Origin of the sequence: Kocuria sp. HSID16901 (genome assembly GCF_003989425.1) — a bacterium.
Taxonomy (GTDB): domain Bacteria; phylum Actinomycetota; class Actinomycetes; order Actinomycetales; family Micrococcaceae; genus Rothia; species Rothia massiliensis.
Window position 1 is genome coordinate 109,126 of sequence record NZ_RBLM01000002.1, and the last position, 23,280, is coordinate 132,405.

At 61.0% G+C, this 23,280-nt stretch carries 20 protein-coding genes and 1 tRNA gene; 18 read left to right on the forward strand and 3 right to left on the reverse strand.

Features of this window, described 5'->3' with window-relative positions; all coding sequences use genetic code 11:
- Positions 1 to 37 precede the first annotated feature (37 nt).
- Both D8M21_RS02680 and D8M21_RS02685 read right to left on the reverse strand, forming a co-directional pair.
- On the reverse strand, positions 38 to 919 hold the full coding sequence (locus D8M21_RS02680) for an alpha/beta hydrolase (RefSeq protein WP_126855644.1): 882 nt from the start codon (positions 917 to 919) through the stop codon (positions 38 to 40).
- A 72-nt stretch (positions 920 to 991) separates the two neighbouring features.
- Positions 992 to 1,064: transfer RNA gene (locus tag D8M21_RS02685), tRNA-Arg, on the reverse strand.
- 176 nt (positions 1,065 to 1,240) lie between these two features.
- Between D8M21_RS02685 and argS the strand changes: the two genes are divergently transcribed.
- From argS to D8M21_RS02730, 9 genes are all read left to right on the forward strand, one after another.
- Positions 1,241 to 2,899 (forward strand): arginine--tRNA ligase, encoded by a 1,659-nt coding sequence (gene argS / locus D8M21_RS02690; RefSeq protein WP_048680235.1) that lies wholly within the window; start codon positions 1,241 to 1,243, stop codon positions 2,897 to 2,899.
- The gene (locus D8M21_RS02695; protein WP_126855645.1) at positions 2,900 to 4,387 is read left to right on the forward strand and encodes a diaminopimelate decarboxylase family protein; all 1,488 of its coding nucleotides are present in this window, start codon (positions 2,900 to 2,902) and stop codon (positions 4,385 to 4,387) included. It begins immediately after the preceding gene.
- Positions 4,388 to 4,417: 30 nt separating this feature from the next.
- On the forward strand, positions 4,418 to 5,716 hold the full coding sequence (locus D8M21_RS02700; protein WP_048680230.1) for a homoserine dehydrogenase: 1,299 nt from the start codon (positions 4,418 to 4,420) through the stop codon (positions 5,714 to 5,716).
- 57 nt (positions 5,717 to 5,773) lie between these two features.
- On the forward strand, positions 5,774 to 6,874 hold the full coding sequence (thrC, locus tag D8M21_RS02705; protein WP_048680229.1) for a threonine synthase: 1,101 nt from the start codon (positions 5,774 to 5,776) through the stop codon (positions 6,872 to 6,874).
- A gap of 10 nt (positions 6,875 to 6,884) precedes the next feature.
- Positions 6,885 to 7,895 (forward strand): homoserine kinase, encoded by a 1,011-nt coding sequence (gene thrB, locus D8M21_RS02710; RefSeq protein ID WP_048680226.1) that lies wholly within the window; start codon positions 6,885 to 6,887, stop codon positions 7,893 to 7,895.
- A gap of 367 nt (positions 7,896 to 8,262) precedes the next feature.
- The gene (gene rho, locus D8M21_RS02715) at positions 8,263 to 10,302 is read left to right on the forward strand and encodes a transcription termination factor Rho (protein WP_048680224.1); all 2,040 of its coding nucleotides are present in this window, start codon (positions 8,263 to 8,265) and stop codon (positions 10,300 to 10,302) included.
- A gap of 130 nt (positions 10,303 to 10,432) precedes the next feature.
- Entirely contained in the window at positions 10,433 to 11,515 is a 1,083-nt protein-coding gene (gene prfA, locus D8M21_RS02720) for a peptide chain release factor 1 (RefSeq protein ID WP_048680222.1), read from the forward strand.
- Between the two features lie 3 nt (positions 11,516 to 11,518).
- On the forward strand, positions 11,519 to 12,478 hold the full coding sequence (prmC, locus tag D8M21_RS02725; protein WP_238650995.1) for a peptide chain release factor N(5)-glutamine methyltransferase: 960 nt from the start codon (positions 11,519 to 11,521) through the stop codon (positions 12,476 to 12,478).
- Between the two features lie 53 nt (positions 12,479 to 12,531).
- Positions 12,532 to 13,506, forward strand: coding sequence for an L-threonylcarbamoyladenylate synthase (locus tag D8M21_RS02730; protein ID WP_053089967.1), 975 nt, complete (start codon positions 12,532 to 12,534; stop codon positions 13,504 to 13,506).
- Between the two features lie 106 nt (positions 13,507 to 13,612).
- Here the strand turns inward: D8M21_RS02730 and D8M21_RS02735 are convergent, their stop codons facing one another.
- Complete coding sequence (locus tag D8M21_RS02735; protein WP_048680219.1) at positions 13,613 to 14,668, reverse strand: NAD-dependent epimerase/dehydratase family protein; 1,056 nt, start codon at positions 14,666 to 14,668, stop codon at positions 13,613 to 13,615.
- Positions 14,669 to 14,891: 223 nt separating this feature from the next.
- On the opposite strand from D8M21_RS02735, the gene D8M21_RS02740 reads away from it, so the two are divergent.
- The 9 genes from D8M21_RS02740 (at position 14,892) to D8M21_RS02780 (ending at position 23,159) form a co-directional block, all read left to right on the forward strand.
- Positions 14,892 to 16,820: a glycosyltransferase gene (locus D8M21_RS02740; protein WP_048680218.1), complete on the forward strand. Its 1,929-nt coding sequence runs from the start codon at positions 14,892 to 14,894 to the stop codon at positions 16,818 to 16,820.
- Complete coding sequence (locus D8M21_RS02745) at positions 16,817 to 18,730, forward strand: polysaccharide biosynthesis protein (RefSeq protein WP_065424255.1); 1,914 nt, start codon at positions 16,817 to 16,819, stop codon at positions 18,728 to 18,730. The genes D8M21_RS02740 and D8M21_RS02745 overlap by 4 nt, the downstream gene beginning before the upstream one ends.
- Positions 18,727 to 19,755, forward strand: coding sequence for an MraY family glycosyltransferase (locus D8M21_RS02750; RefSeq protein ID WP_048680216.1), 1,029 nt, complete (start codon positions 18,727 to 18,729; stop codon positions 19,753 to 19,755). Before D8M21_RS02745 ends, D8M21_RS02750 begins: the two co-directional genes overlap by 4 nt.
- Positions 19,752 to 20,237 carry a hypothetical protein gene (locus tag D8M21_RS02755; RefSeq protein WP_126855646.1) on the forward strand — a complete coding sequence of 162 codons (486 nt, stop codon included), beginning with the start codon at positions 19,752 to 19,754 and terminating at the stop codon, positions 20,235 to 20,237. The genes D8M21_RS02750 and D8M21_RS02755 overlap by 4 nt, the downstream gene beginning before the upstream one ends.
- Positions 20,234 to 20,527 carry an AtpZ/AtpI family protein gene (locus D8M21_RS02760; RefSeq protein ID WP_048680210.1) on the forward strand — a complete coding sequence of 98 codons (294 nt, stop codon included), beginning with the start codon at positions 20,234 to 20,236 and terminating at the stop codon, positions 20,525 to 20,527. The genes D8M21_RS02755 and D8M21_RS02760 overlap by 4 nt, the downstream gene beginning before the upstream one ends.
- 147 nt (positions 20,528 to 20,674) lie before the next feature.
- Positions 20,675 to 21,409 (forward strand): F0F1 ATP synthase subunit A, encoded by a 735-nt coding sequence (gene atpB, locus D8M21_RS02765; protein ID WP_048680575.1) that lies wholly within the window; start codon positions 20,675 to 20,677, stop codon positions 21,407 to 21,409.
- 120 nt (positions 21,410 to 21,529) lie between these two features.
- Positions 21,530 to 21,739, forward strand: a complete 210-nt coding sequence (atpE, locus tag D8M21_RS02770; protein ID WP_048680206.1) for an ATP synthase F0 subunit C — start codon at positions 21,530 to 21,532, stop codon at positions 21,737 to 21,739.
- Positions 21,740 to 21,798: 59 nt separating this feature from the next.
- Positions 21,799 to 22,341, forward strand: coding sequence for a F0F1 ATP synthase subunit B (locus D8M21_RS02775; protein ID WP_126855688.1), 543 nt, complete (start codon positions 21,799 to 21,801; stop codon positions 22,339 to 22,341).
- Positions 22,341 to 23,159, forward strand: a complete 819-nt coding sequence (locus D8M21_RS02780; protein WP_048680201.1) for a F0F1 ATP synthase subunit delta — start codon at positions 22,341 to 22,343, stop codon at positions 23,157 to 23,159. Before D8M21_RS02775 ends, D8M21_RS02780 begins: the two co-directional genes overlap by 1 nt.
- Positions 23,160 to 23,280: the final 121 nt, after the last annotated feature.

The following is a 23,280-nucleotide window of genomic DNA, read 5'->3' on the forward strand; positions in this document are numbered from 1 at the left end:
CTATTCTACGGGGCACCGGCCAGACGCCACGGTCGGGTCACGAGAGTGAGGGACCAGACAGCTGTCGCTCGACCCAGGAAAGGACGCGGGCCAGGCGCGCCGCGTCGCCATAAATGGTGGCATCGGAGTGGTCCGCTTCGGGAACGATCTCCAACGCCGTGGAGATCCCTCGGGAACGCAGAGCCGCGTGGGGAGTGGTCGATTGGTTCCAGGGAACGCAGCCGTCGGCATCGCCATGAAGGTAAAAGACGGGACGGTGAGAAGGAGACAGCGTCGCCGAACGGGCGTAATCCACCGGGTGCGCCCGTGACCAAGCGATCTCCGCGGTGGTGTCCGATGGCGGTGGAAAAGTTGACCCGAGTAAGCGACGCTCGGCGCCGTCGTCGTCGGGATGATGGAAAGGAAGACCGCAGGCCACACGATCGTCGAATATGGTCCTCAAATCGCTCACGCCATAAAAGCTGACGGCGCAATTAACCATGGACGAAGCGGTACTGTCACCCGGGCCTTCGAGGTACGTTTGGCCGGAGTCACCCGTTGCAGCCGCGAGTTGGACGAGATGCCCGCCCGCAGAGGCTCCAGTAAGGGCAATTCTCCGAGGATCGATTCCATAGTCCGTGGCGTGTCCTCGAAAATGCCGTATCGCTTGTTTGAGGTCATGGAGCGGTTCCGGGAATCGAGCTCTGCCCGTGAGTCGGTAGTTGATCGAGGCCACCGCAAATCCTGCCGCTTGAAATCGCTCGCGAATCTTGTGTTGGCCGTTTTCCGAAAAGCGGAGAGACGACTTGTCTCCGAACCTCCAGGCGCCTCCGTGCACATGGATGAGGAGGGGAGCGAAATCGGAAGTGCGCTTCGCGGGCGGATAGAGGTCGAAGGAACGGTCCGGGTCGGCGAGGTCGCCGTAGTAACCGCTGATCATGACACCGTCCTTCGCGAGGCTAATGGATAGCAGAAGACCCCGCCGCCCAAGTGGCGAAGCGGGGTCGAAAAGTGCCCTCGATAGGATTCGAACCTACGACTTCTTGCTCCGGAGGCAAGCGCTCTATCCACTGAGCTACGAGGGCAACGCCTCATAGCGTAGCAGGAAAGTGCCGCGCGATCCCAAACGAGCTCGATGCGTCATCCGTCTCGAATCACGAGGCAAGGACTGGCCTGAGGATTCACGTGACGGCGCGTGTAGCGCCCGTTACCGAGGATGTCATGAGCGGAGTCATCGGTCGACTCCTTGTAGACTGGCCCGGTGACTCCCGAAGAACTTTCCACAGCAATTTCCGAATGCCTCGATCAGGCGATAGCAGAAGGCGAACTCGTTCTCGCTGACGGTCAGTCGATGCCCGAGGTGAAAGTTGAGCGACCTAAAAACCGGCAACACGGTGATTGGGCGACCAACATTGCACTTCAACTCGGCAAAAAGGTCGGCAAAAACCCCCGGGAGGTAGCGCAGGCCCTCGCCGCGCGGATTGAAGCCATCGACGGCGTCTCCGCGGTGGACATTGCTGGACCAGGGTTCCTCAATATTGTCCTCGACGCCGCGGCCGCGGGAATTCTGGCCCAGGCCATTCTTGAGGCTGGAGCCGCATACGGCCGTTCCGAGAAACTGGCCGGACGGCACATCAACCTGGAGTTTGTCTCGGCCAACCCGACCGGCCCGATTCACTTGGGCGGGACGCGTTGGGCGGCCGTGGGCGACTCCTTGGCTCGGATCCTTTCCGCGAATGGTGCCCAGGTGACACGGGAGTACTACTTCAACGATCACGGCACCCAGATCGATAGGTTCTCCAAGTCTTTGCTGGCGGACGCCCGCGGCGAAGGAACCCCGGAGGACGGTTATGGCGGCGCATACATTGGGGAGATCGCGCGTCGCGTCTTAAGTCAAAGGCCGGACGCTCTCGAATCCGATGATCCGCAGGAAGTTTTCCGCTCTTTCGGCGTCGAGATGATGTTCGAAGAGATCAAGACGTCTCTCCACGAATTCGGCGTGGACTTCGACGTGTACTTCCATGAGAACTCGCTGTTCGAGTCGGGAGCAGTCGAGCAGGTTCTTGAGGAGCTCAAGGGCAGCGACCGTTTGTACTTTGCCGACGGCGCATGGTGGCTGCGCTCGACCGAATACGGCGATGACAAGGATCGCGTGGTCATCAAGTCCGACGGCAATGCGGCCTACATCGCCGGCGACATCGCGTACATCGCGGATAAGCGCCGCCGAGGTGCGGACCTTGCCATCTATATGTTGGGCGCCGACCACCACGGCTATATCGCTCGACTCAAGGCTGCGGCCGCGGCCATTGGGGACGACCCCGACGCCGTCGAGGTCATGATCGGGCAAATGGTTAATCTGGTGCGTGACGGACAGGCCGTCCGTATGTCCAAGCGTGCCGGGACCGTGGTCACCCTCGAGGACCTCGTGGACATCGTTGGCGTCGACGCGGCTCGGTACTCACTGACCAGGTTCTCGGTGGATTCCAATATCGACATCGACCTGGATGTGCTCACCAAGAGGTCCAACGAGAACCCAGTCTTCTACGTGCAATATGCCCACGCGCGAACCTGTGCCGTGGCTCGCAACGCCGCAGACGCCGGAGTGGAGCGTACCGCAGAATCCTTCGATGCCGCGCTCCTTGACTCGGCCGCGGACGAGGACCTCCTTGCGGTTTTGGGGCAATTCCCGGGCGTCGTGCTCGAGTCCGCCGAGCTGCGCGAGCCGCATCGCGTTGCCCGATACTTGGAGCGCCTCGCTGGCGCTTACCATCGCTGGTACGACTCGTGCCGTGTGGCACCGAAGGGCGATGAAGAGATCACCGACACGCACCGAACCCGACTGGCCCTCAACGATGCCACGACCCAGGTTCTGGCCAACGGGCTCGACCTGCTGGGCGTCAGCGCCCCGGAGAGGATGTAGATGGGCACCACGGAGGGGACTCTTATTCCGGATTGGCTGACCGTGCCTTCGGAACCCGCGGCCCTCGACCCCGCCATCTGGACACCTTCTTACCAGCGCGAAGACTCGGGGGAACTGTCCATCGACGGTCACCTGGTCTCTGACTTGGTTCGAGACTTTGGCACGCCGACGTATGTGTATTCGGAGGACACCTTCCGGAGCCGGTCCCGTGAATACCGTGAGGCCTTCGAAGAGGCCTTTGGCCAGCACGACGCCGAAGTTTCGGTGTATTACGCCGGCAAAGCGTTCCTCTGTGCATCGGTCGCTCGATGGGCCCGAGAAGAAGGGCTCAACTTGGATACGGCGTCGGGCGGTGAACTTGCCTTGGGTTTGGCCGCCGGTATGCCGGCCGAACGAATCGCTCTCCACGGGAACAATAAATCGTCCGCAGAAATCCGCCGGGCTCTCGCGGAAGGAGTCGGCCGCATCGTCGCCGATTCCGTCCCCGAATTGTTCCTCATCGACCGTGAAGCTCGCGCCCTCGGTGTCACGGCTCCGGTGATGATCCGTGTGACGCCTGGCGTGCACGCGGAAACGCACGATTTCATTGCTACGGCCCATGAAGACCAAAAATTTGGGGTCTCGCTAGCCGCTGGTACCGCGGAACTCGCCCGCGACGCGGTCGGGGAGGAACTGTGGTCACGGTTGCAGCTCTCCGGCTCGGATTCGGCAGCCATGCTGGCGGCAGTGCTCTCCGGGTCACTCGATGGCATCAGCCTGCGCGGATTCCACTGCCACATTGGTTCTCAGATCTTTGAGGCCGAAGGATTCGGTGTGGCGGCCGAACGCGTCTTGCGTTTCATCGCCGATGTCAGCCGCCGCATCGGCCAGAGCATCCCGGAACTGGACATCGGGGGCGGCTACGGCATTGGATACATCGCCGGTGATACACCGCGCCGTCCGGGAGAGATCGCCTCTGACCTGGCGCGCGTCATCTCAACGGTGTGCGCAGAACTCGACCTGAAGATACCTCACGTATCCATCGAACCCGGACGAGCCCTCACCGGACCGGCCGGGGCGACGCTATACACCGTGGGCACCCTCAAGGACGTTGCCGTCGATTCACCGGACGGTCAAACTCAGGTGCGACGTTACGTCTCGGTGGACGGCGGAATGTCGGATAACGCACGACCGGTTCTCTACGACGCGGATTACACCGTGACCTTGGCGAATCGGGCTCCTGACGGACCCCAGGTATTGTCCCGGGTCGTGGGTAAGCACTGTGAATCCGGGGACATCGTCGTTCGATATTGCTACCTCCCGGCCGACCTCCGCTCCGGCGACATCCTTGCTGTGGCGGCCACTGGAGCATATTGCTGGGCGTTATCCAGCAACTACAACTATCTGCCGCGACCGGGAGTCGTGGCTACGTCTGCGCAGAGCGATCCTCGGGTGATCGTTCGTGGCGAGACCGAGGCAGATCTTTTCGCACGGGACGCCGGTTTATAAATCCGGTACCGGAAACATCAAGGAGAATTCATGACCAAACCGACCCTTAAGGTTGCCCTCCTGGGCGCTGGAACCGTGGGCTCGCAGGTGGCGCGGATCCTCACGGAAGACCGCAAAGACCTCACCGAGCGGATTGGTGGAGTGCCAGAGCTCATCGGCATCGCCGTACGGTCTCTGGACGCGCCCCGGGAGTATCAGGCCGACACTTCCCTGTACACCACGGATGCTGACTCCTTGATCGACCGGGCCGACGTCGTCATCGAATTGACGGGTGGCATGGAGCCGGCTCGTACCCGCATCCTCCGAGCATTGAACGCCGGTAAACACGTTGTTTCTGGGAATAAGGCGTTGATTGCCGCGCACGGCGCAGAATTAATGGCCGCGGCGCGAGAGTCCGGAGCGCAATTCTCCTTTGAGGCCGCCGTGGCCGGCGCCATTCCGATCCTGCGCCCTTTGCGCGATTCGCTGGCGGGCGACCACGTCACCCGGGTCTTGGGAATCATGAATGGCACCACCAACTTCATGCTCGACGCGATGGACTCCCACGGTGCCGCCTTCGATGAGGTCCTCGCCGAAGCCCAGAAGCTCGGTTATGCCGAAGCCGACCCGACCGCGGATATCGAGGGGCACGATGCCGCTGCCAAGGCCGCGATCGTCGCATCGCTGGCCTTTCACTCGGAATTCCACATCGATGACGTGCACTGCACGGGCATTTCTGAGATCACGGCCGACGACGTCGCAGCGGCCAAGAACGACGGTTACGTGATCAAGTTGCTCTCCGTGTGTGAGCGCGACGGCGAGGGCGTCAACATCAGGGTGAACCCGACTCTGATTCCGCGCACACACCCTTTAGCGAGCGTCCGAGATGCCTACAACGCGGTTTTCGTGGAGTCGCGTGATGCCGGTGAACTCATGTTTTACGGACCGGGCGCGGGTGGAGCACCCACGGCGTCGGCCGTCATGGGCGACTTCGTATCCCTCGCACGGCGCGGCGTCCTGGGCGGTCCGGGAGTTCCGGACTACTCCTATCGCGGACTTCAGGCCACATCGTTGTCCAACGTGGTGTCCCGTTACACGGTTGGCCTGCTCGTTAAAGACCAGCTCGGTGTGCTCGCGAGCATCGCCAACAAGTTTGCTGAGAACGGCGTCTCGATCGAAACGATGCACCAAACCAAGCATCGGGAGCGAGAAGACGTCGAGGGCGCCGATGCAACGATCCGAATTGTGACCCACAAGACCAGCGACCAAAAGCTGAAGTCCACCATCGACGAGCTGAGCAGCTTGTCTGCTGTTTTCGACGTCGCATCGGTCATCCAGGTCGAAGGCTAAGTACACCATCAATTACCGGCCGGCAATCCTTCCGGCCACCCGAACGTGAGGAAACCCATGGCACACGTCTGGCGAGGCGTCATCAACGAGTACATCGACCGTTTGCCGGTCTCGGACGCGAAGAACATTGTGACCCTGGGGGAGGGCGGAACCCCGCTGATCCATGCCCCCAAACTCTCGGAGCACACCGGCAACGAGGTCTACATCAAGTTCGAAGGCATGAACCCCACCGGCTCCTTCAAGGACCGCGGGATGACGATGGCGATCACCGCGGCCAAGGAGCAAGGCGCGAAGGCTGTCGTGTGCGCATCCACGGGCAATACCTCTGCGTCGGCGGCAGCTTACGCGACTCAGGCCGGGCTCACGTGTGCCGTTTTGGTGCCCGAAGGCAAGATCGCCATGGGCAAGCTATCCCAGGCCATCGCTCATGGCGCCGAGCTACTCCAGGTCAACGGCAACTTTGACAATTGCCTCGAGGTGGCCCGCAAGCTCGCCGAGAATTACCCGGTGTTCCTCGTCAATTCCGTGAATCCGGCACGCATCGAGGGCCAGAAGACCGGGGCCTTCGAGGTCGTCGATGTCTTGGGAGATGCGCCCGACTATCACCTCTTGCCGGTCGGAAACGCCGGAAATATCACGGCCTACTGGAAGGGCTATCAGGAATATTCGGCGCCGTACGTGAACGATGCCGGAGAGACGCTGCCCGCCGTCTCGACCACGACGCCGGCTATGTGGGGATTCCAGGCCGCCGGTGCCGCACCCATCGTTCAAGGGCATCCGGTGTCTGAGCCGGACACGATCGCGACCGCGATTCGGATCGGAAATCCTGCGTCGTGGGACCAGGCCGTTGCTGCCAGAGACGAGTCGGGCGGACTGATCGAGTCCGTCACTGATGAGGAAATCCTTGAAGCTCACCGTTGGCTCTCCTCGCAAGAGGGGGTCTTCGTGGAGCCCGCCTCCGCCGCTGGCGTGGCCGGCCTGTTGAAAAAGCACCGAGCAGGTGAAGCGCCTCAAGGTAAGACAATCGTGATTACGGTGACCGGCCATGGCCTGAAGGACCCGCAGTGGGCTCTCAAGGGTGCCGACGGCGCAGACGTGGAACCGAAGACGGTGGACTTCGACGTCGTTTCGGTCGCCGACGCCCTAGGCCTCGAGTAAGGCGGCCTGTATGAGCAATACACGCCTGATCGATGGAGAATCTGCCGCCTCCTACGGGCCAGATTTAATTCCGATCGGAACTACCGTGAGTGTTCGGGTCCCCGCGTCGACGGGGAACGTGGGACCCGGGTACGACAGCCTCGGATTGGCGTTGGGCCGTTATGACGAAATCACGGTTGAACGCACCGAGGAACCGTTGAGCTTTGACCTCAGCGGTGAAGGTAGCGACGACGTTCCGCGAACCGAAGATCACCTGGTTGTTCGTGCCATGCGAACTGCGTGGCGGGCCATCGGATTGTTGGAATTGCCTGGCCTCCGCATCACGGCCCACCAGCGCATCCCTCATTCGCGAGGCATGGGATCGTCCGCTTCGGCCATTGTCGCCGGGGTCGTGGCGGCGAACGCAATGGTTCCGGAAGAGGTTCGCCTCTCGGACAACGCGGTATTGCAGGTGTGCTCACAGATGGAAGGTCACCCGGACAATGTCGCCCCGTCGTTGTATGGGGGATTGGTCATCTCATACTCGAGCGCTGACGGATTCCATTCGGTGCCGGTGACGGTCAACGAGAAGATCATCCCCGTCGTCGCCGTGCCCGACTACGAGGTTCCCACGCGCATCGCCCGGGGGCTCATCCCCGAGACCGTACCTCACCGGGAAGCATCTATCAATTCCGGCCGGGCCGCGCTGCTAGTCCACGCGATGAAGGACGCTCCGGAAGAGCTCTTTGCCGGTACCGAGGACCACCTCCACCAGCAGTATCGTGCCAGCGCGATGGTGCCGAGTGCATCACTCGTGGCTCATCTCCGTGGGCGTGGACATGCCGCCATCATTTCGGGAGCCGGTCCTACGGTTTTGGCGTTGGCCGGAAGCGAGGAGGAATCGAAGCGCATCGTGGCTGCCATAGAGGCGTTGAACTCCGGCGATCTTGATCAGGCCGACGACCAAGACATCACGTGGAATGTCGAAAGGCTGACCGTTGACCGGAACGGTGTTATAGTTGAGCACAACAAACCCGTCTGACTTTTTGAGGTTGCGAGGTTTGCCGATCGAACTCCCCGTCATGTGATGGCTGAGTTCATCAGATCGGATGAAGAAAGCCCGCCGCTCTGGCGGGTGGACGCGTTCACATCACGCCCCTCAGTTTTGATGTTGTCGCCATGAGCGTGTCTCGGTCGCGGACCGGGTGTGCTCACGACAAAGAAATGCCACGGTGAACTGACGTAGAGAAGTTTTCCGGGTAATGAGGGCAGAGCCGCGTCGTTGATTTGCGTGCTATCTGGCGCGTGAATTGCGTGCGCATCGCGTCAATTCTGGCGGTGTGTGCAGACCATTAATATTCGGCTTGTGCTTCAGAAGGCCAAGCCATGTCGAGGGGGAAGGATCCTTCGTGACCGTATCGACCGACCTATCGGGTGCGGACCAGCCGGCCAACGATTCGGCTGAACAGACTCGCCATCGTGCCGAGTCTCAAGAAACTCAGAACACCAGCAATAATGATCAGGCGACCCAGAGCGACAATAAGGGCAAAAGCGGCCTGAGCGCGCTCAAGCTTGCGCAGCTTCAATCGCTCGCTTCGCAATTGGGGATCGTCGGTGCTCGTCGGATGCGTAAATCTGCCCTGGTGGAAGCCATTTCGGCTCACCAGCGTGGTTCGTCCGTCGCCGACCGTGACAAGAAGAACTCGGAGCAGAAGAACCAAGATTCTTCTCCGCAGGAAGCTTCGGCGGAGAGCAAGAACTCGTCCGACAATACTTCGTCCGAACGCCCGAAGCGCTCGCGTTCACGTCGTGTGACCTCGGATTCTGCACCGGAGAAGGACGCCCCTCAGAATACGGGCAACTCCCAGAACCATGAGGAGCAGTCCTCCTCGAACCAAGGCCAGACTGACGGTAATCAGCAGGATCAAGAGCGCGGCAAGCGCAACGATCAGCGTGGCTCCAAACAGGGCGGGCAAGACCAAGACTCCTCCAATGGTGAGGAGAAAGGTTCGAACGACCGCAATCGTCGCGGACGGAATAAGTCGAAAGACCACCAGTCTGAGGATGGCAACCGTCAGAACGATTCCCGTCAGAATAACGACGGTAAGAATTCCAACGACGGTAAGAATAACGACCGTCGTAATAACCGGAATAAGGGCAATAACAACGGCCCGGACGATGACGACAATCGCAAGGGTGGCCGCAATCGCCGCAACCGCAACCGGAACGATCGTCGAGACCGTCGCCGCGGCCGCAATAATGGCCCAGAGGTCGACGACACCGAGGTCACCGAGGACGACGTTCTGCTACCCGTCGCCGGCATCTTGGATGTGCTGGACAACTACGCATTCGTCCGGACCTCCGGTTACCTTCCCGGCCCCAATGATGTTTACGTTTCGCTGGCGCAGGTCAAGAAGAATCACCTGCGTAAGGGTGACGCCGTCGTCGGTGCCATCCGGGCACCGCGTGAGGGAGAGAACCAGAACAACTCCCGCCAGAAGTTCAACGCACTGGTCCAGCTGACCAGCGTTAACGGTAAGAAGGTCGAAGAGCTCAACGACCGCGTGGAGTTCAACAAACTCACGCCGCTTTACCCGAACGAGCGTCTTCGCCTCGAGACGGAACAGAAGCGCATCGGACCTCGCGTGGTCGACCTCGTGGCCCCGATCGGTAAGGGACAGCGTGGTCTCATTGTCTCGCCGCCCAAGGCGGGTAAGACGCTGATGCTTCAGTCCATCGCCAACGCGATCACCACGAACAACCCTGAGGTTCACCTCATGATGGTTTTGGTGGACGAGCGACCCGAAGAAGTGACCGATATGCAGCGCACGGTCAACGGCGAGGTTATTGCCTCGACCTTCGATCGCCCGGCAGACGACCACACGACCGTCGCGGAATTGGCGATCGAGCGTGCCAAGCGACTCGTCGAAATGGGGCACGACGTCGTCGTCCTCTTGGACTCGATGACTCGCCTGGGTCGTGCGTACAACTTGGCTGCTCCCGCTTCCGGCCGCATTCTGAGCGGTGGCGTGGACTCTGCGGCTCTCTACCCGCCCAAGCGATTCTTCGGTGCCGCTCGCAATATCGAAGAGGGCGGCTCCTTGACGATCCTCGCGACGGCTCTGGTGGAGACTGGCTCGAAGATGGACGAAGTGATCTTCGAAGAGTTCAAGGGAACCGGCAACATGGAGTTGCGTCTGTCCCGTCAGCTTGCCGACAAGCGAATTTTCCCGGCCGTGGACGTCAACGAGTCCGGCACCCGCCGCGAAGAGAACTTGTTGTCACAGGACGAGATCAAGATCATGTGGCGACTGCGTCGCGTGCTCGCCGGTCTCGACCAGCAGCAGGCTCTCGAGGTGCTCACCAGCAAGTTGCGTGACACCCCGACCAACGTGCAGTTCCTGTTGCAGGTTCAGAAGACCACGTTGGGCTCCAAGTCTGACGACTAGCAGGCTTGAGCCGGCGCCCGTTCCACCCCGGTGGACCGGGCGCCGGCTTTTGTCGTCCGAGTGCCGTGGCCGCGCTGGAGGATGAAATACTGGAGGCCACACCCCGCAACTGACGATCACCGAGGACCTCATGTTCGATTCCATCCATTCCCTGCTCGACGAGCATCAAGCATTGCAAGAGCAACTCGCCGATCCCGCGGTACACGCCGACCAGGCGAAGGCCCGCAAGCTCGGTCGCCGCTATTCGGAGCTCAATGGCATCGTTGAAGCCTATCGTCGGGTCCGGGGCTTGGAAGGCGATTTGGAAGCGGCCCGGGAAATGGCCGAAGAAGACAGCGACTTCGCCGCCGAAATTCCCGGCCTGGAAGAGTCCCTCTCGGCGGCCGAAGAACGATTGCGTCGTCTGCTGATTCCCCGTGATCCCGACGACGGACGTAACGTCATCCTGGAAGTTAAGGCCGGTGAGGGCGGTGATGAGTCTGCCCTCTTCGCTGGCGATCTGCTGCGGATGTACGCGCGCTACGCCGAGCACAAAGGATGGAAGACAGAGATTATCTCCTCCACCGAGTCTGATTTGGGTGGCTATAAAGACGTCCAGATGGCGGTTAAGGGTAATTCGAATGATCCGGCCGAGGGCGTGTGGGCTCACCTCAAATACGAAGGCGGCGTGCACCGCGTGCAGCGCGTTCCGGTCACGGAGTCGCAAGGCCGCATTCACACGTCGGCCGCCGGCGTCTTGGTTTTCCCCGAGGTCGACGAGCCGGAAGAGATCGAGATCAGCCAGAACGACCTGAAAATCGATGTCTATCGTTCCTCTGGACCGGGAGGACAGTCCGTCAATACCACCGACTCCGCCGTGCGCATTACCCACTTGCCGACCGGAATCGTTGTGGCCATGCAGAACGAAAAGTCGCAGCTGCAGAACCGCGAGGCAGCAATGCGCGTGCTGCGTGCCCGACTCCTGGCGCATCAGCAAGAGCAGTTGGATGCAGAGGCCGCGGAACACCGTAAGTCTCAGGTCAAGACAATGGATCGCTCTGAGCGCATCCGTACCTATAATTTCCCCGAAAATCGAATTGCCGATCACCGCACCGGGTACAAGGCTTACAACCTCGAAACCGTCATGGGTGGCGACCTCGAGGCCGTGGTTCAATCCGCGATCCAAATGGATGAAGAACACCGTCTCGCCGCGCTGGGCGACGACTCCGAGTAGCCCGTGTCGAGGAATCGTCCAGCAGTTGCTTCGGGCACGGCGCCGGGCCGTCAGGTGGCAGGTTTGCCCCTGGACCAAGCGATCCGGATGGCGACCCGCCGGTTGGAAGAGGCGGGAATCGCATCTGCCCGAGCCGAGGCGGAACTCTTGGCGGCCCATGCTCTCAGAGAGCCGTCGGGTCCCGAACTCACTCGGGGTGAAGTCGCCACCCGTGCCTTGACGGGACGAACCAGCGCTCCAAGCTTTTTTGAGGATCTGGTCCGTGAACGGGAGGGGCGAGTTCCTCTTCAGCATCTGACCGGAAAAGCCCCTTTTCGTCATCTGACGCTGTCTGTGGGCCCGGGGGTTTTCATCCCTCGGCCCGAAACAGAGCTGCTGATCGAGCACCTCAACGGCTATCTCTGTTCCCTCAGTCCCGACCAGGAGGCCGTCGTCGTGGACCTTGGAACGGGATCGGGCGCGCTGGCGCTGTCGGCTGCGTTCGAAAATCCGGGATGTAAGGTTTTCGGAGTGGAGCTTTCGGAAACGGCCCTCGCGTGGGCCCGTCGCAACGCGACGACGGCATTCACGGAGGCCGGTACTCCGGAGGCAGCCGAGCGCGTGGAGATCCTCCACGGAGATGCTGCCCAAGCACTGCCCGGGTGGGAGTGCCGCGTCGATGCCGTCATCACCAATCCGCCGTACATCCCGACCTCCGCGACACCGAAAGACCCCGAGGTCGCAGAGCACGACCCGGAGATGGCGCTCTATGGCGGCTCGGAGGACGGCATGGCCATTCCCGAGACTTTTGTCCGTCGAGCCGCGCAATTGCTGAAACCGGGCGGACTGCTCGTGATGGAACATGCCGAGGTACAAAAGGAATCCGCCAGCGAGGTTCTGGCCGCCGCCGGTTTCGAATCCATCGAGACGATTCCAGACCTGACCGGGCGGCCTCGGGCTACCAAGGGCTACGCTGGGACATGACATCGCCACAGGGCCCACGCACTATCCGCAACGCAACGAAAGACGCATCGACTGTGAACGCAACCGTGTACACCGTAGAGACCGACGAGGAGCGCGAGACCGCCGTAAGCGCCGTCGAGAAGGCCGTCTTGGACGGTCGAACCGCGGTGATACCCACGGACACCGTGTATGGCATAGCGGCAGATGCCTTTTCGCGAGGGGGAGTGCAACAACTGCTCAATGCCAAGGGTAGGTCCCGGCAGATGCCTCCTCCCGTCTTGATCTCCGATGCGAGTGTGCTGCCAGGGCTGGCCGATGAACTCAATGCGGATACCGAGGCCCTCGCCGAAGCCTTTTGGCCGGGTGCCCTGACGCTCATCGTGTATTCGCAGCCGTCATTGAACTGGGACCTCGGGGAGACCCGCGGGACCGTCGCATTGCGTGTCCCCGACGACGATCTAACCCGTGAGATCCTGCGTCGAACCGGCCCCTTGGCCGTTTCTTCGGCCAACCGCACGGGCCAGGCTGCGGCGACGAACGCCGACGAGGCAGTGGCGCAACTCGGCGATCGGGTGGAGCTCATTGTCGACGACGGCGTCCGCCCGATCGGACGCGCTGAGGTCGCCACGGAGGCCGAGGCCGTCCCCTCGACCATCATCGATCTCACTGGGGAACGTCCGGTCGTCGTGAGAGAAGGTGCCCTCGACCTCGATTCGCTGAGGAAGGTTGCGCCGCGCCTGATCACCCGTGACGAGTTGGAACGGGAGCAGGAAGCTGCAGAGGAGTCCCCGGACCGTACCGAGTCGATCGCGGACGGACCGGGAGATGGACCTCATGCGGCACCCGCCACGCCAGGTTCGGTTGAGGAAGGTCTGGTCACGTCGCATCGTTCCGGCTCCGTGGATCAAGCCCGTTCCGTGGATCAACTGCGCACCCGTGAATCCGCTGAGAATCACCGACGTCGGGCTCGCCAGGAGGACATTCGCCCGCTGGGCGTGGACGAGGCGCGTTCGTTGCTTTTCCCTGAATCCGGCGACGAACGTTCATAAGTAACCCTGTCGCTTGAGCCCTGTGACTCGGGGAGAAAAGAAGGGCCTCTCCGCGTGCCGGAGAGGCCCTTCTTTCTGGGTCGTGCCCCTCTACACGGGGCGCCGCCTATCGACGCGAACCGGAAGCGGTGTGGGCTTCGCGGAGGACGGAGCCGATCCGTCGTTCGGGGAGGAGCCCATTTTCGGTCGCCCACGTGTCGTCCTGATCTTGGCCAAACCACATGAGTTCGGCACGACGCACAGCTCCTTGAAGCTTCTCATTCATCGCCGAAGAAATCAGGTGGCCCATCTTGACTCCCAGGCGAAGCGCGAAGGACGGAACGTGCCGTGGGTTCTTGCGGCCGGCGTCGCGAATCACTGATCCCGTGGTGGCGCCTTCCCACGGTTGGAGGACGATCGAGGGAAGGTCACCGGCGAAGGACCCGACGGAGACGACGTACTCCGCTAGAGCATGGACCGAAGTGACGGGGGTGGGGCGATCCCCACTGCCGGCGACCATGGCCAGGGGAGAGGCGGATACGCGAGCCAGATTCGACGTGGTTTTACGGCCGGATCCCTGGACGGATGTCGCGCGAACAATGCAAAGTTCTGCGGCGTGATGAGGGCCTACTACGGCCGGAGCGGCGCTCGGTGCCGGGGGAAAATCTGATGCTGCGGAACCGGGTGCGGCACCGGCCTGAGCGGTGGCATTGATGAATTCTCTCAAACGGAGGATGCAATCTTCTCCCAAAGCCTTAGAGAAAGAGTACGCGGAGAAGGGGGATGTCGACTCGCTCGCGTCCAATACCGGTCGAGAACCTTGAACCGCCGCGGAGCTCAGGTGGACGACGCGCTTCACACCCGTGCGCTGTGCCGCGACCACGACGACCGTAGGAAGCAGAGCGTTGGCACCCACCAGGGACGTAAGGTCCTGCTGATCGGGAGCCGACAGGCCCGCTGCATTGACCACCACATCGGCTCCCGCAAAGGAATCTGCGAGGTAATCGATCACGGATTCCAACCGACGGGCTTCGGAGATGATCTGACCCGCCGACTCGGCGGAGGTCGCGAGTCGAGGCGCGGCCACGGGGGAAGCGTTGATGCCCTCTTGCTGAAGCCGCGTCATGATGGCCGATCCGGCAAATCCGGTGGCACCGAGTACTCGCCACGTGCTCTGGCTCATATTTCCTCGCTTTCATCCACTCGACGGTGACGCGGCATGTGGCCCACGTATGGGGCACTCCTACCGGTACACTGTCAGGTGCCGTTCCTGAGTCACGGAGTTCGTGACTCTACCGGTCCACTTTACCGACCAAAACCAGAGAATCGGTCCATTCCCGATTCGAGGATCCGGCACGTATGGACGAACAGCACCGCCGCGCAACCTGCGCGAGGGAAAGGAAACTGTGCACCAGAGCCTCACGCCCGAGCAGGGGAGCCAGCCGAGTCCCAAGGTTGTGGCCGTCGTCGTGACCTTTAACCGGGTGCATCTCTTGCCGAAGACCCTTTCGGGAATCGCCGGTGGCCGCAAGGTCCCCGACCAGGTGGTGCTCGTCGACAACGCCTCGACGGATCAGACCCTCTCCTATGTGGAGAGCCTCGATTATCCACTGCCCCTCGACGTGGTTGCTCTACCCCAGAATACGGGCGGGGCTGGGGGATTCACCGTGGGAATTGACCGTGCGCTCTCCGTGCACGACGCCGATCTGGTGTGGGTCATGGACGACGACACCGAGCCATTGGAAGGAACCCTCGAGGAATCCGTGGAGGCCTGGCAACGTTACGCGGATGCACCAGAGGAGAGGCCCGCGTTTGTTGCTAGCCACGTCGTGTGGACTGATGGTCGCGAGCATCCGATGAACTCCATGATTCAGCGAATTGGTGCGTCTCGTGCCCGTAAAGCTCGAGCTGCGGCGGTAGGCGCCAAAACCATTCGGTCGGGCTCCTTCGTATCCCTGCTCATGGACGCGGCCGGGATGCGCCGGGTGGGGCTACCGATCGTCGACTATTTCATTTGGAACGACGATTTCGAGTACTCCACACGGCTCGCGCGATTCCGGGACGCCATCTCGTTGCCCACCTCGGTGGTGGCGCATCATACGAAGACTTTCGGGACCACCGACGCGAATCCCGGGCCACGCTTTTATAACGATGTCCGCAATAAGTTGTGGGTCTTTACGCGCAGTCAGTCCCTGGCTCCTTGGGAGAAAATTCTCTACGCGGGCGCCACAGGGCGACTGTGGTTCAGGACCCTTCAGAAAGCGACCGCGCGGACGGACGTCGCGGCTCTCTTGGGCCGGGGAATCCGTGACGCCCTGCGGGCTCCTCGCACGAATGACCAAGCGCTGCGAGGAATCTACAGTCTGAGGTCTCATGCGGTTCCAGGAAGCGCGGCACCACTTCAACCTAAAGCTGAAGATGAAGACGCCTTCTCGGTCTTGATGCCGGTCTATCACGGCGACGAACCTCAGGCGCTCCGAACGGCTTTCGCCTCCGCTACATGGGAACAAACCCTCCGCCCTCACGAGGTTGTGGTGGTCGTGGACGGTCCCATCGCTCCCGCCCTCGATCAGGAGCTTCACGCCCTGGAAGCCGAGGCTGGATCCCGCGGCATCGAGGTGGTCATTCAACGCTTGGCCGAAAACGGCGGCCTGGCCAATGCTCTCAACGTTGGGCTTCGGAGATGTTCGTACCGGGTCGTTGCGCGAGTCGATGCCGACGACGCTTCCTTGCCGCAACGGTTCGAACGTCAGGTTCCTCTGGTCTCTTCCGGGGCCTACGACGTCGTCGGCTCGGCAATGCTCGAAATGAGCGGAGACTTGCTTGAGGTTCAATCTGTACGTCATGTTGAAACTGACCAGGCCGCCATTCGCCGCGTCGCGTCCCTTCGAAACCCCATCTGTCACCCCACAGTGGTTTTTGATGTCGATCAGGTTCGCGCGGCCGGCGGTTACGAGCCCATTCCCGGAGCGGAAGATTACGGGCTGTGGACCAGAATGATGCGGGACGGAGCCGTCGTCGGAAATCTCGACGAGGCTCTGGTGAAATATCGAGCCGGGATACCGACGTGGAAGCGGCGGGGCGGGGTCGCCGCCGTGCGTCGCGAATACGAATTGCAGAGCCACCTTCGCGCTTCGGGTTTCATCGGAATGGGACAGTGGGCGCGTAATGTGGTGGTACGCGGCGGATACCGTCTCGTCCCGAGGGCCTGGCGAATCGGTGCGTATCGTGCATTAATTTCCCGGCGTGGTTCGAAAGATTCATCGATCGACTTGGGGGCGGCGGATCGCCAGACGGATATCGCAGGGTCAGAGGAAGGACTCCACCGGGCATGAGCATTGGTACGACGTCGGATGCGAAGCCGAACGCCGGGTACGAGCGGCCCCGCACATGGATCTGGACCCAGATTTTCCTGGACTCCATTTCCTGGGTTGTCGCCGTTCTCCTCAGCCTCTTCCTTCGGTACGAAATGGATTACAAGCTGGTCCATGTTCCGGGACTCGTGCTGGTGTGTGTCGTTGCCGTGGTGGCGCAGCTCCTCGTGGGCAGCGTCTTTGCGTTGTATCGGGGACGCTATAGCTTTGGCAGTTTTGACGAGGCCAAGGCCCTCATGCTGGTGACCGTCCTCGTGACGGCCATTGTGCAGATCATGCTCCTTTTCCTCGGGGTCTCGCTGCATATGCCGCGATCGATTCCGATGATCGCGTTCCCCTTTGCCCTGCTCTTCATGGCGGCGGTGCGGTATCTGAAGCGGATGTACGTCGAGTCAAAATCAAAACCCAGCGCGCACGCTCCGCACGCGGTCGTCTACGGCGCCGGTTTCTTGGCGAACACCCTCATTACGCAGATGGTGCAAGACAAGGACTCGCCGTATCTGCCGATTGCGCTGATCGACGACGACCCCGCGAAGAAGCATCTGCGCATTAATTCCGTGCCCGTCGCGGGAAATGTCTCCCAACTGCGAACCGTGATGCGTCGATCCAATGCCAGGGTCCTGATCATCGCGATGGCCAACGTCAAGTCCACGCTCATGGATCAGGTCCATGAAGAGTTGGACGGCATGGACGTGCGTATTCTGACGGCGCCACCCCTCAAAGACATGTTCGGAAATACCACCGGCAACGGGTTGGACCTCCGGGATATCCGGCTCGAAGACATCATTGGGCAGCGAGCCGTCGACATCAACGTCGAGGGCATCGCCAAGTACCTCACGGGCAAGCGCGTGCTCGTGACTGGGGCCGGCGGATCGATCGGCTCCGAGTTGTGCCGTCAGATTCAGCACTTTTCGCCCTCCGAACTCATCATGCTCGATCGCGACGAATCCGCCCTTCAGGCGACTCAAATCTCCATGACCGGCCGGGGGCTGCTCGATGGTCCCGACACGGTCTTGGCAGACATCCGAGACCCTGAGGCTCTGGCGAGCATCTTCGCGCATCGGCGGCCGCACGTCGTCTTCCACGCGGCGGCCCTCAAACACGTATCGCTTCTGGAGCAATACCCCAACGAAGCGTGGCAAACCAACGTCTTGGGTTCGAGGAATGTTCTGCAAGCGGCCGCTTCGGTGGACGTCGAAGTTTTCGTGAACGTCTCCACGGACAAGGCAGCCAATCCGACGACGGTGCTGGGCCACTCCAAGCGCATGGCAGAGAAAATGACGGCGTGGATGGGCCATCACACCGACGGGCGCTACGCATCGGTGCGTTTCGGTAACGTCTTTGGATCCCGAGGTTCGATGTTGCCGCTATTCACGGAGCAAATTCGCCGCGGGGGCCCGATCACCGTGACGGATCGAGAGGCGACTCGGTACTTCATGACGATTCCCGAGGCGTGTCAGCTCGTCATTCAGGCGGGTGCGATCGGTGCGCCCGGTGAGGTGCTCATCCTGGATATGGGTCAGCCGGTCCGCATTTATGACATCGCGCAGCAATTGATCCACATGAGTGGTCGCGAGGATATCGAGATTGAGATTACTGGCTTGCGGCCGGGGGAGAAGCTCCATGAGGACCTCGTTGGCGTAGACGAACACGGTGTGCACAGGGGGCACCCTCAGATCTCCCATACCGAATCGACCATGCTCGACCCCGAGAATCTCGACCGTCACGAATGGAAACTCCGGGGCAACATGCCGACCACTGAAGAAATTCCGGTTGTCTCGCCGCCAGACGGTTCCGGAGGTCCGAGCGTCGTCTTGAACAAGGGTCACGAGGCGACGGACGACCAAGAGCGTCGGGACAAGTCCGCATGATCGAATCCAGCGGCCCCGGTTGGCCTCAATTCCTCATTCCCGCCCTGATCGCGCTATTCCTTGGCGCGATCTTGCCCCTCGTTATCCGACCGTTGTTGACGCGCTGGGGCGTCGTCGACATACCCGGGCATCGGTCGTCGCACACGACACCGACGATTCGAGGGATGGGCCTGGCCACGGCGATCGCTGCCCTTGTAGCCATAGGAATTTCCGGGGCGAGCGGCTTGGTCGAGGTCGACCGTTCCGTACTCTTGGTGGTCATGATCGGCATGACGCTCTGTGCGGCTTTGGGGTGGGCCGAGGATTACCGAGGGCTTCCGGTTCGCTGGCGGGCCGGCTACCAACTGCTCATCGGATTGGCGGTGTCGTCCGGAATCACCTTCACCCTGGCGACACCCGCTTGGTGGATTCCTGTCGGAACCGTGGCCATCGCCGGCTACATCAACGTTGCGAACTTCATCGACGGCGTCAACGGAATTTCGGGGCTGCACGGCCTCGTGGTGGGCTTGGCGTACTCCTACGCCGGCTGGGCTACCAATATTTCCTGGCTCACGGTCTGTGGGGCCGCCATCGCCGCGGCATTCTTAGCATTTCTACCGTGGAACCTCTTGGGCAAACGGGTATTTCTCGGAGACACCGGCTCCTACTTCTTGGGCGGGGCCATTGCCTGCTGTGCGGTGGGGGCGTTCCTGTCGAATATCTACATCGAATACATTCTCTCGCCGGTGGTCATTTACTTGGCGGATTCGGGCTTCACCTTGCTCAAACGGATCTATAGGGGAGAAGCCTGGTATCAGCCGCACCGCCAACACGTTTATCAACGTCTCACGGACTTGGGGATGAGCCACCTCGGCTCTGCCTTGACGGTGACGGCCGCAACGGTGGCCGTGACGGTTCTGACGGTCATGGCGCTTCCCTTTGAGGTGGACGGAACCTTGTGGATGGGGTTCTTGGTCATCTGCATTGTGGTGTTGTACCTCTCCTTGCCGAGCCTGATCGCGGCCGTCAAGAGGCGTCCCGCATGAGACGCCCCGTGTGGCTGCGTCACCCCCGGCAAACGACTCGGCCGGTCATCGCCTTGTGCGACGCGACGCTCGGAAACCTCGCCGTGGTCACGGTGATAATCCTCATAATTTCCTTGCCGTGGGGGCCGGGTTCGGCGACGCCGGGAGCTGCCTTTGGTGCAGGCCTCATGCTGGGGTCCACGTGTGTCACCTGGATTGTGACGCGACTGATCCACAGGCTCAATTCGGATCCGGCGTTCTATCTCCTGGTCGCCTATGTGGTCAAAGCGCTCGTTGGGTTGGTGGCCATCACGGTCGTCCCATTCCCTGAGTCTTGGAGCGGAACTTGGGCCTTGATCGGCGTCGTTGCCTGTGTGGTCGCGGCACTAGGGACGCAGGTGTGGGTCATCTGGAGACTCCGGATACCCTATTTTTTGCAGCCTCTCGAGACGGACCAGGAGAGGCGGAGACCATCGCCACGAACGAGAGAGGGCAGCCCGTGACCTCCGAACAGGGGCCAGATCAAGCTGGCCGAGCCGAAGAACAACCCGACCGGGGTGATCTCCGAAACGCGGGAGATCTCGTCCAACAAGGTGGACTCTCCGGCTCGATCATGATTTTGCTATACATAGTGATCGGAATCGGGTTCTGGAGTTTGGTAGGCTATGGGCTGGATCGCTTGCTGGGGACACATTGGATTGTGTGGCTCGGCGCTGGCATAGGGGCCTTCGCCGGTTTTTACCTGGTGTACCTCCATATGCGGCCGCGGGATGACGACTCGTCGTTCCACTAGACCTCCCTCAAGCACATAAACTGATTACTTGATCGAGGCCGTGAACTTTCTTCTGGCTTCGAAGACGCAACCTTCCTGAGGAAAGGACACGCCTTGCGAGAAACCGGGCACGTCGTCGCGGCCTATCAGGCCCCCACGATCGAGGACATGCATCTGCCGGACCTGTTCAATGTCGGTAGCTTCGGCTTCGGCAAGCAGATGCTCCTCATGCTTCTTGCGGTCGTGGTTGTGGCGGCGTTCTTCATGATCGCAGGCCGCCGTCGGGCCATGGTCCCCGGTAAAATGCAGTTCGCGGGCGAAATGGGATACGGCTTCGTTCGCAATTCCATTGGCAAAGACATCATCGGCGTCCACCACTTCAAGCCGTTCGTGCCGCTGCTCTTCGCCTCCTTCTTCTTCGTACTGGTCAACAACCTCTGGGGTTCCATCCCGTTCCTTCAGCTGCCGACCTTTTCCCACGCAGGTAGCGCCTATTTCATGGCAGGCTTTGCGTACCTTTGCTGGGTAGCCGTCGGCATCAAGTCCAAGGGTTTCGTGGGCTTCTTCAAGGCGATGACGATGCCTTCCGGAGTTCCCCCGGTCTTCTACATCATTCTGATTCCCATCGAGTTCCTCTCGAACTTGATCATTCGTCCGATTACCCACTCGTTGCGTCTGTTCGCCACGATGTTCGCTGGTCACATGGCCATCATGGTCGCCGCCAGCTTGACGGCCTTCCTGGTCACCCAGGTCGGCGGTATCGGGATTGTAGCCTCGCTCTTCTCCGGCGTTTTCGGAATCTTCCTCTTCTTCTTGGAGCTCTTGATCCAGGCAATTCAGGCCTACGTCTTTACGCTTCTCTTCGCGGTGTACCTCCAAGGTGCCGTCGCGGAGGCTCACTAGAATTCCGGGGAAACCTGGATCGGGGTTTGACCGCACACCATCCGGTTGAATCCACCGCAATAGACATGCCTTCGAGGCAGATAAAGCCCAGATACGGGCATCACGAAAGGAAATAGCCAAATGGAAATTTCAGGTTCGCTCAGCGCCATCGGTTACGGACTCGCAGCTATCGGCGGCGGCATCGGCGTCGGTCTCATCTTCGCGGCCTACATGACCTCGGTTGCCCGTCAGCCCGAATCCCAGCGTGTCCTGCAGCCGATGCTGTTCCTGGGCTTCGCCGTGGTTGAGGCTCTCGCGATTCTGGGTCTGGTTCTGGCGTTCATCAAGTAGCTTCTGGCTACTCCATCCCTTCACAGAACTAGAGAACAGGAATCTCCTTTATGTCACTCATGATGGCAGCGGAAGAGGGTGCAAGCCCTCTGGCCCCTGACTGGTGGGAAATCCTCATCACCGGCCTCGGGTTCCTGATCCTTCTGTACCTCGTCGTCAAGTTCATCGCCCCGACCTTCGAAAAGATCTACCAAGATCGTAAGGAGGCCATCGAGGGTGGTTTGGCTAAGGCTGAAAAGGCCCAGGCCGAGGCTGCTGCAGCTCGTGAGGAGTACAACCAGCAGCTCGAGTCGGCGCGACTCGAAGCGCAGAAGATCCGCGAGGACGCTCGTGTGGAAGGCGAGAAAATCGTCGCCGAGCACAAGGAGCGTGCCGCAGCCGAGGCTGCCCGGGTCACCGAAAACGCACAGAAAACCATTCAGGCCGAGCGTTCGGCCGCCTTGGTTTCCTTGCGTACCGAGGTGGGCACCCTGGCAACCCAACTCGCCAGCAAGATCGTTGGTGAATCCCTGAACGACGACGAGCGCTCCAACCGTGTGGTGGATCGCTTCCTGGCTGACCTCGAGGCGGACCAGCAGCGAAATGCAGGTGCGACCAAGTAATGGCAGGAGTATCGACTGAATCTCTCAGGAAGCTGAACCAGCAGTTCGAGCAGCGCTTCGGTAGCGAGGCCAACCTGTCGATGAGCGACGAGTTGTTCGCCGTCGCGGACACGATCGATCACAACGGGGCCTTGCGCCGTGGGTTGACGGATCCGTCACGCGAGCCGGAACAGCGCGGCAAAATCGCCTCCTCGGTGCTCAACGGCAAGGTGTATCCGGCTGTTCGAGACATCGTGGCCCGTGCCGCGGAGTCTCGTTGGTCGGAAGAACGTGACCTCGCCGACGCCGTGGAAAACCTTGGTGTGGTGGCTGCGGCATTCTCCGCCGAAAACACGAGCGGCCAGGATGCTTTGTCGACGGTCATCGACGATCTCCTGCGCTTTTCCAAGGCGGTTCAGGCGGAGCCCCGGGTGCAGACGGCTCTCACGGATCAGCGGGCGGATGCAGAGGCGAAGAAGAAGCTCGCCGCGCGCATCAGCCCCGCATCGTCCGATGAGGGTTCGCTGTTGATCAACCAGTGTGTTGAACACCCACGAGGCATGTTGCCCGCTGAGTTGGCTGAAAAGTTTGCGAACGTCCTCGTGGGGATGTCACAACGATTCATCGCGAAGGTGACCGTCGGTGCCCCGTTGCAGGAAGCGCATCAGCAACGACTCGTTCGTGCCGTTTCGGCGATTTACGGACGAGACATGACGCTCGACGTCACCGTGGACCCGGAGGTCATGGGCGGCATCAAGGTGCAGGTCGGTGACGAAATCATCGACGGCACCGTTGCTTCCCGCGTTGCGGAACTCGATCGCACGGTACATTCCTCCTGACCGTCTCACCCGACGATTCAGTCTGATACTCAGTTGGATCGCTCGTGAGGCTCCAAGAATTCACGGTGCGATCAACCCATACACGTACACTCGGTCCCAGAGGCAATCGGGACCACCAACT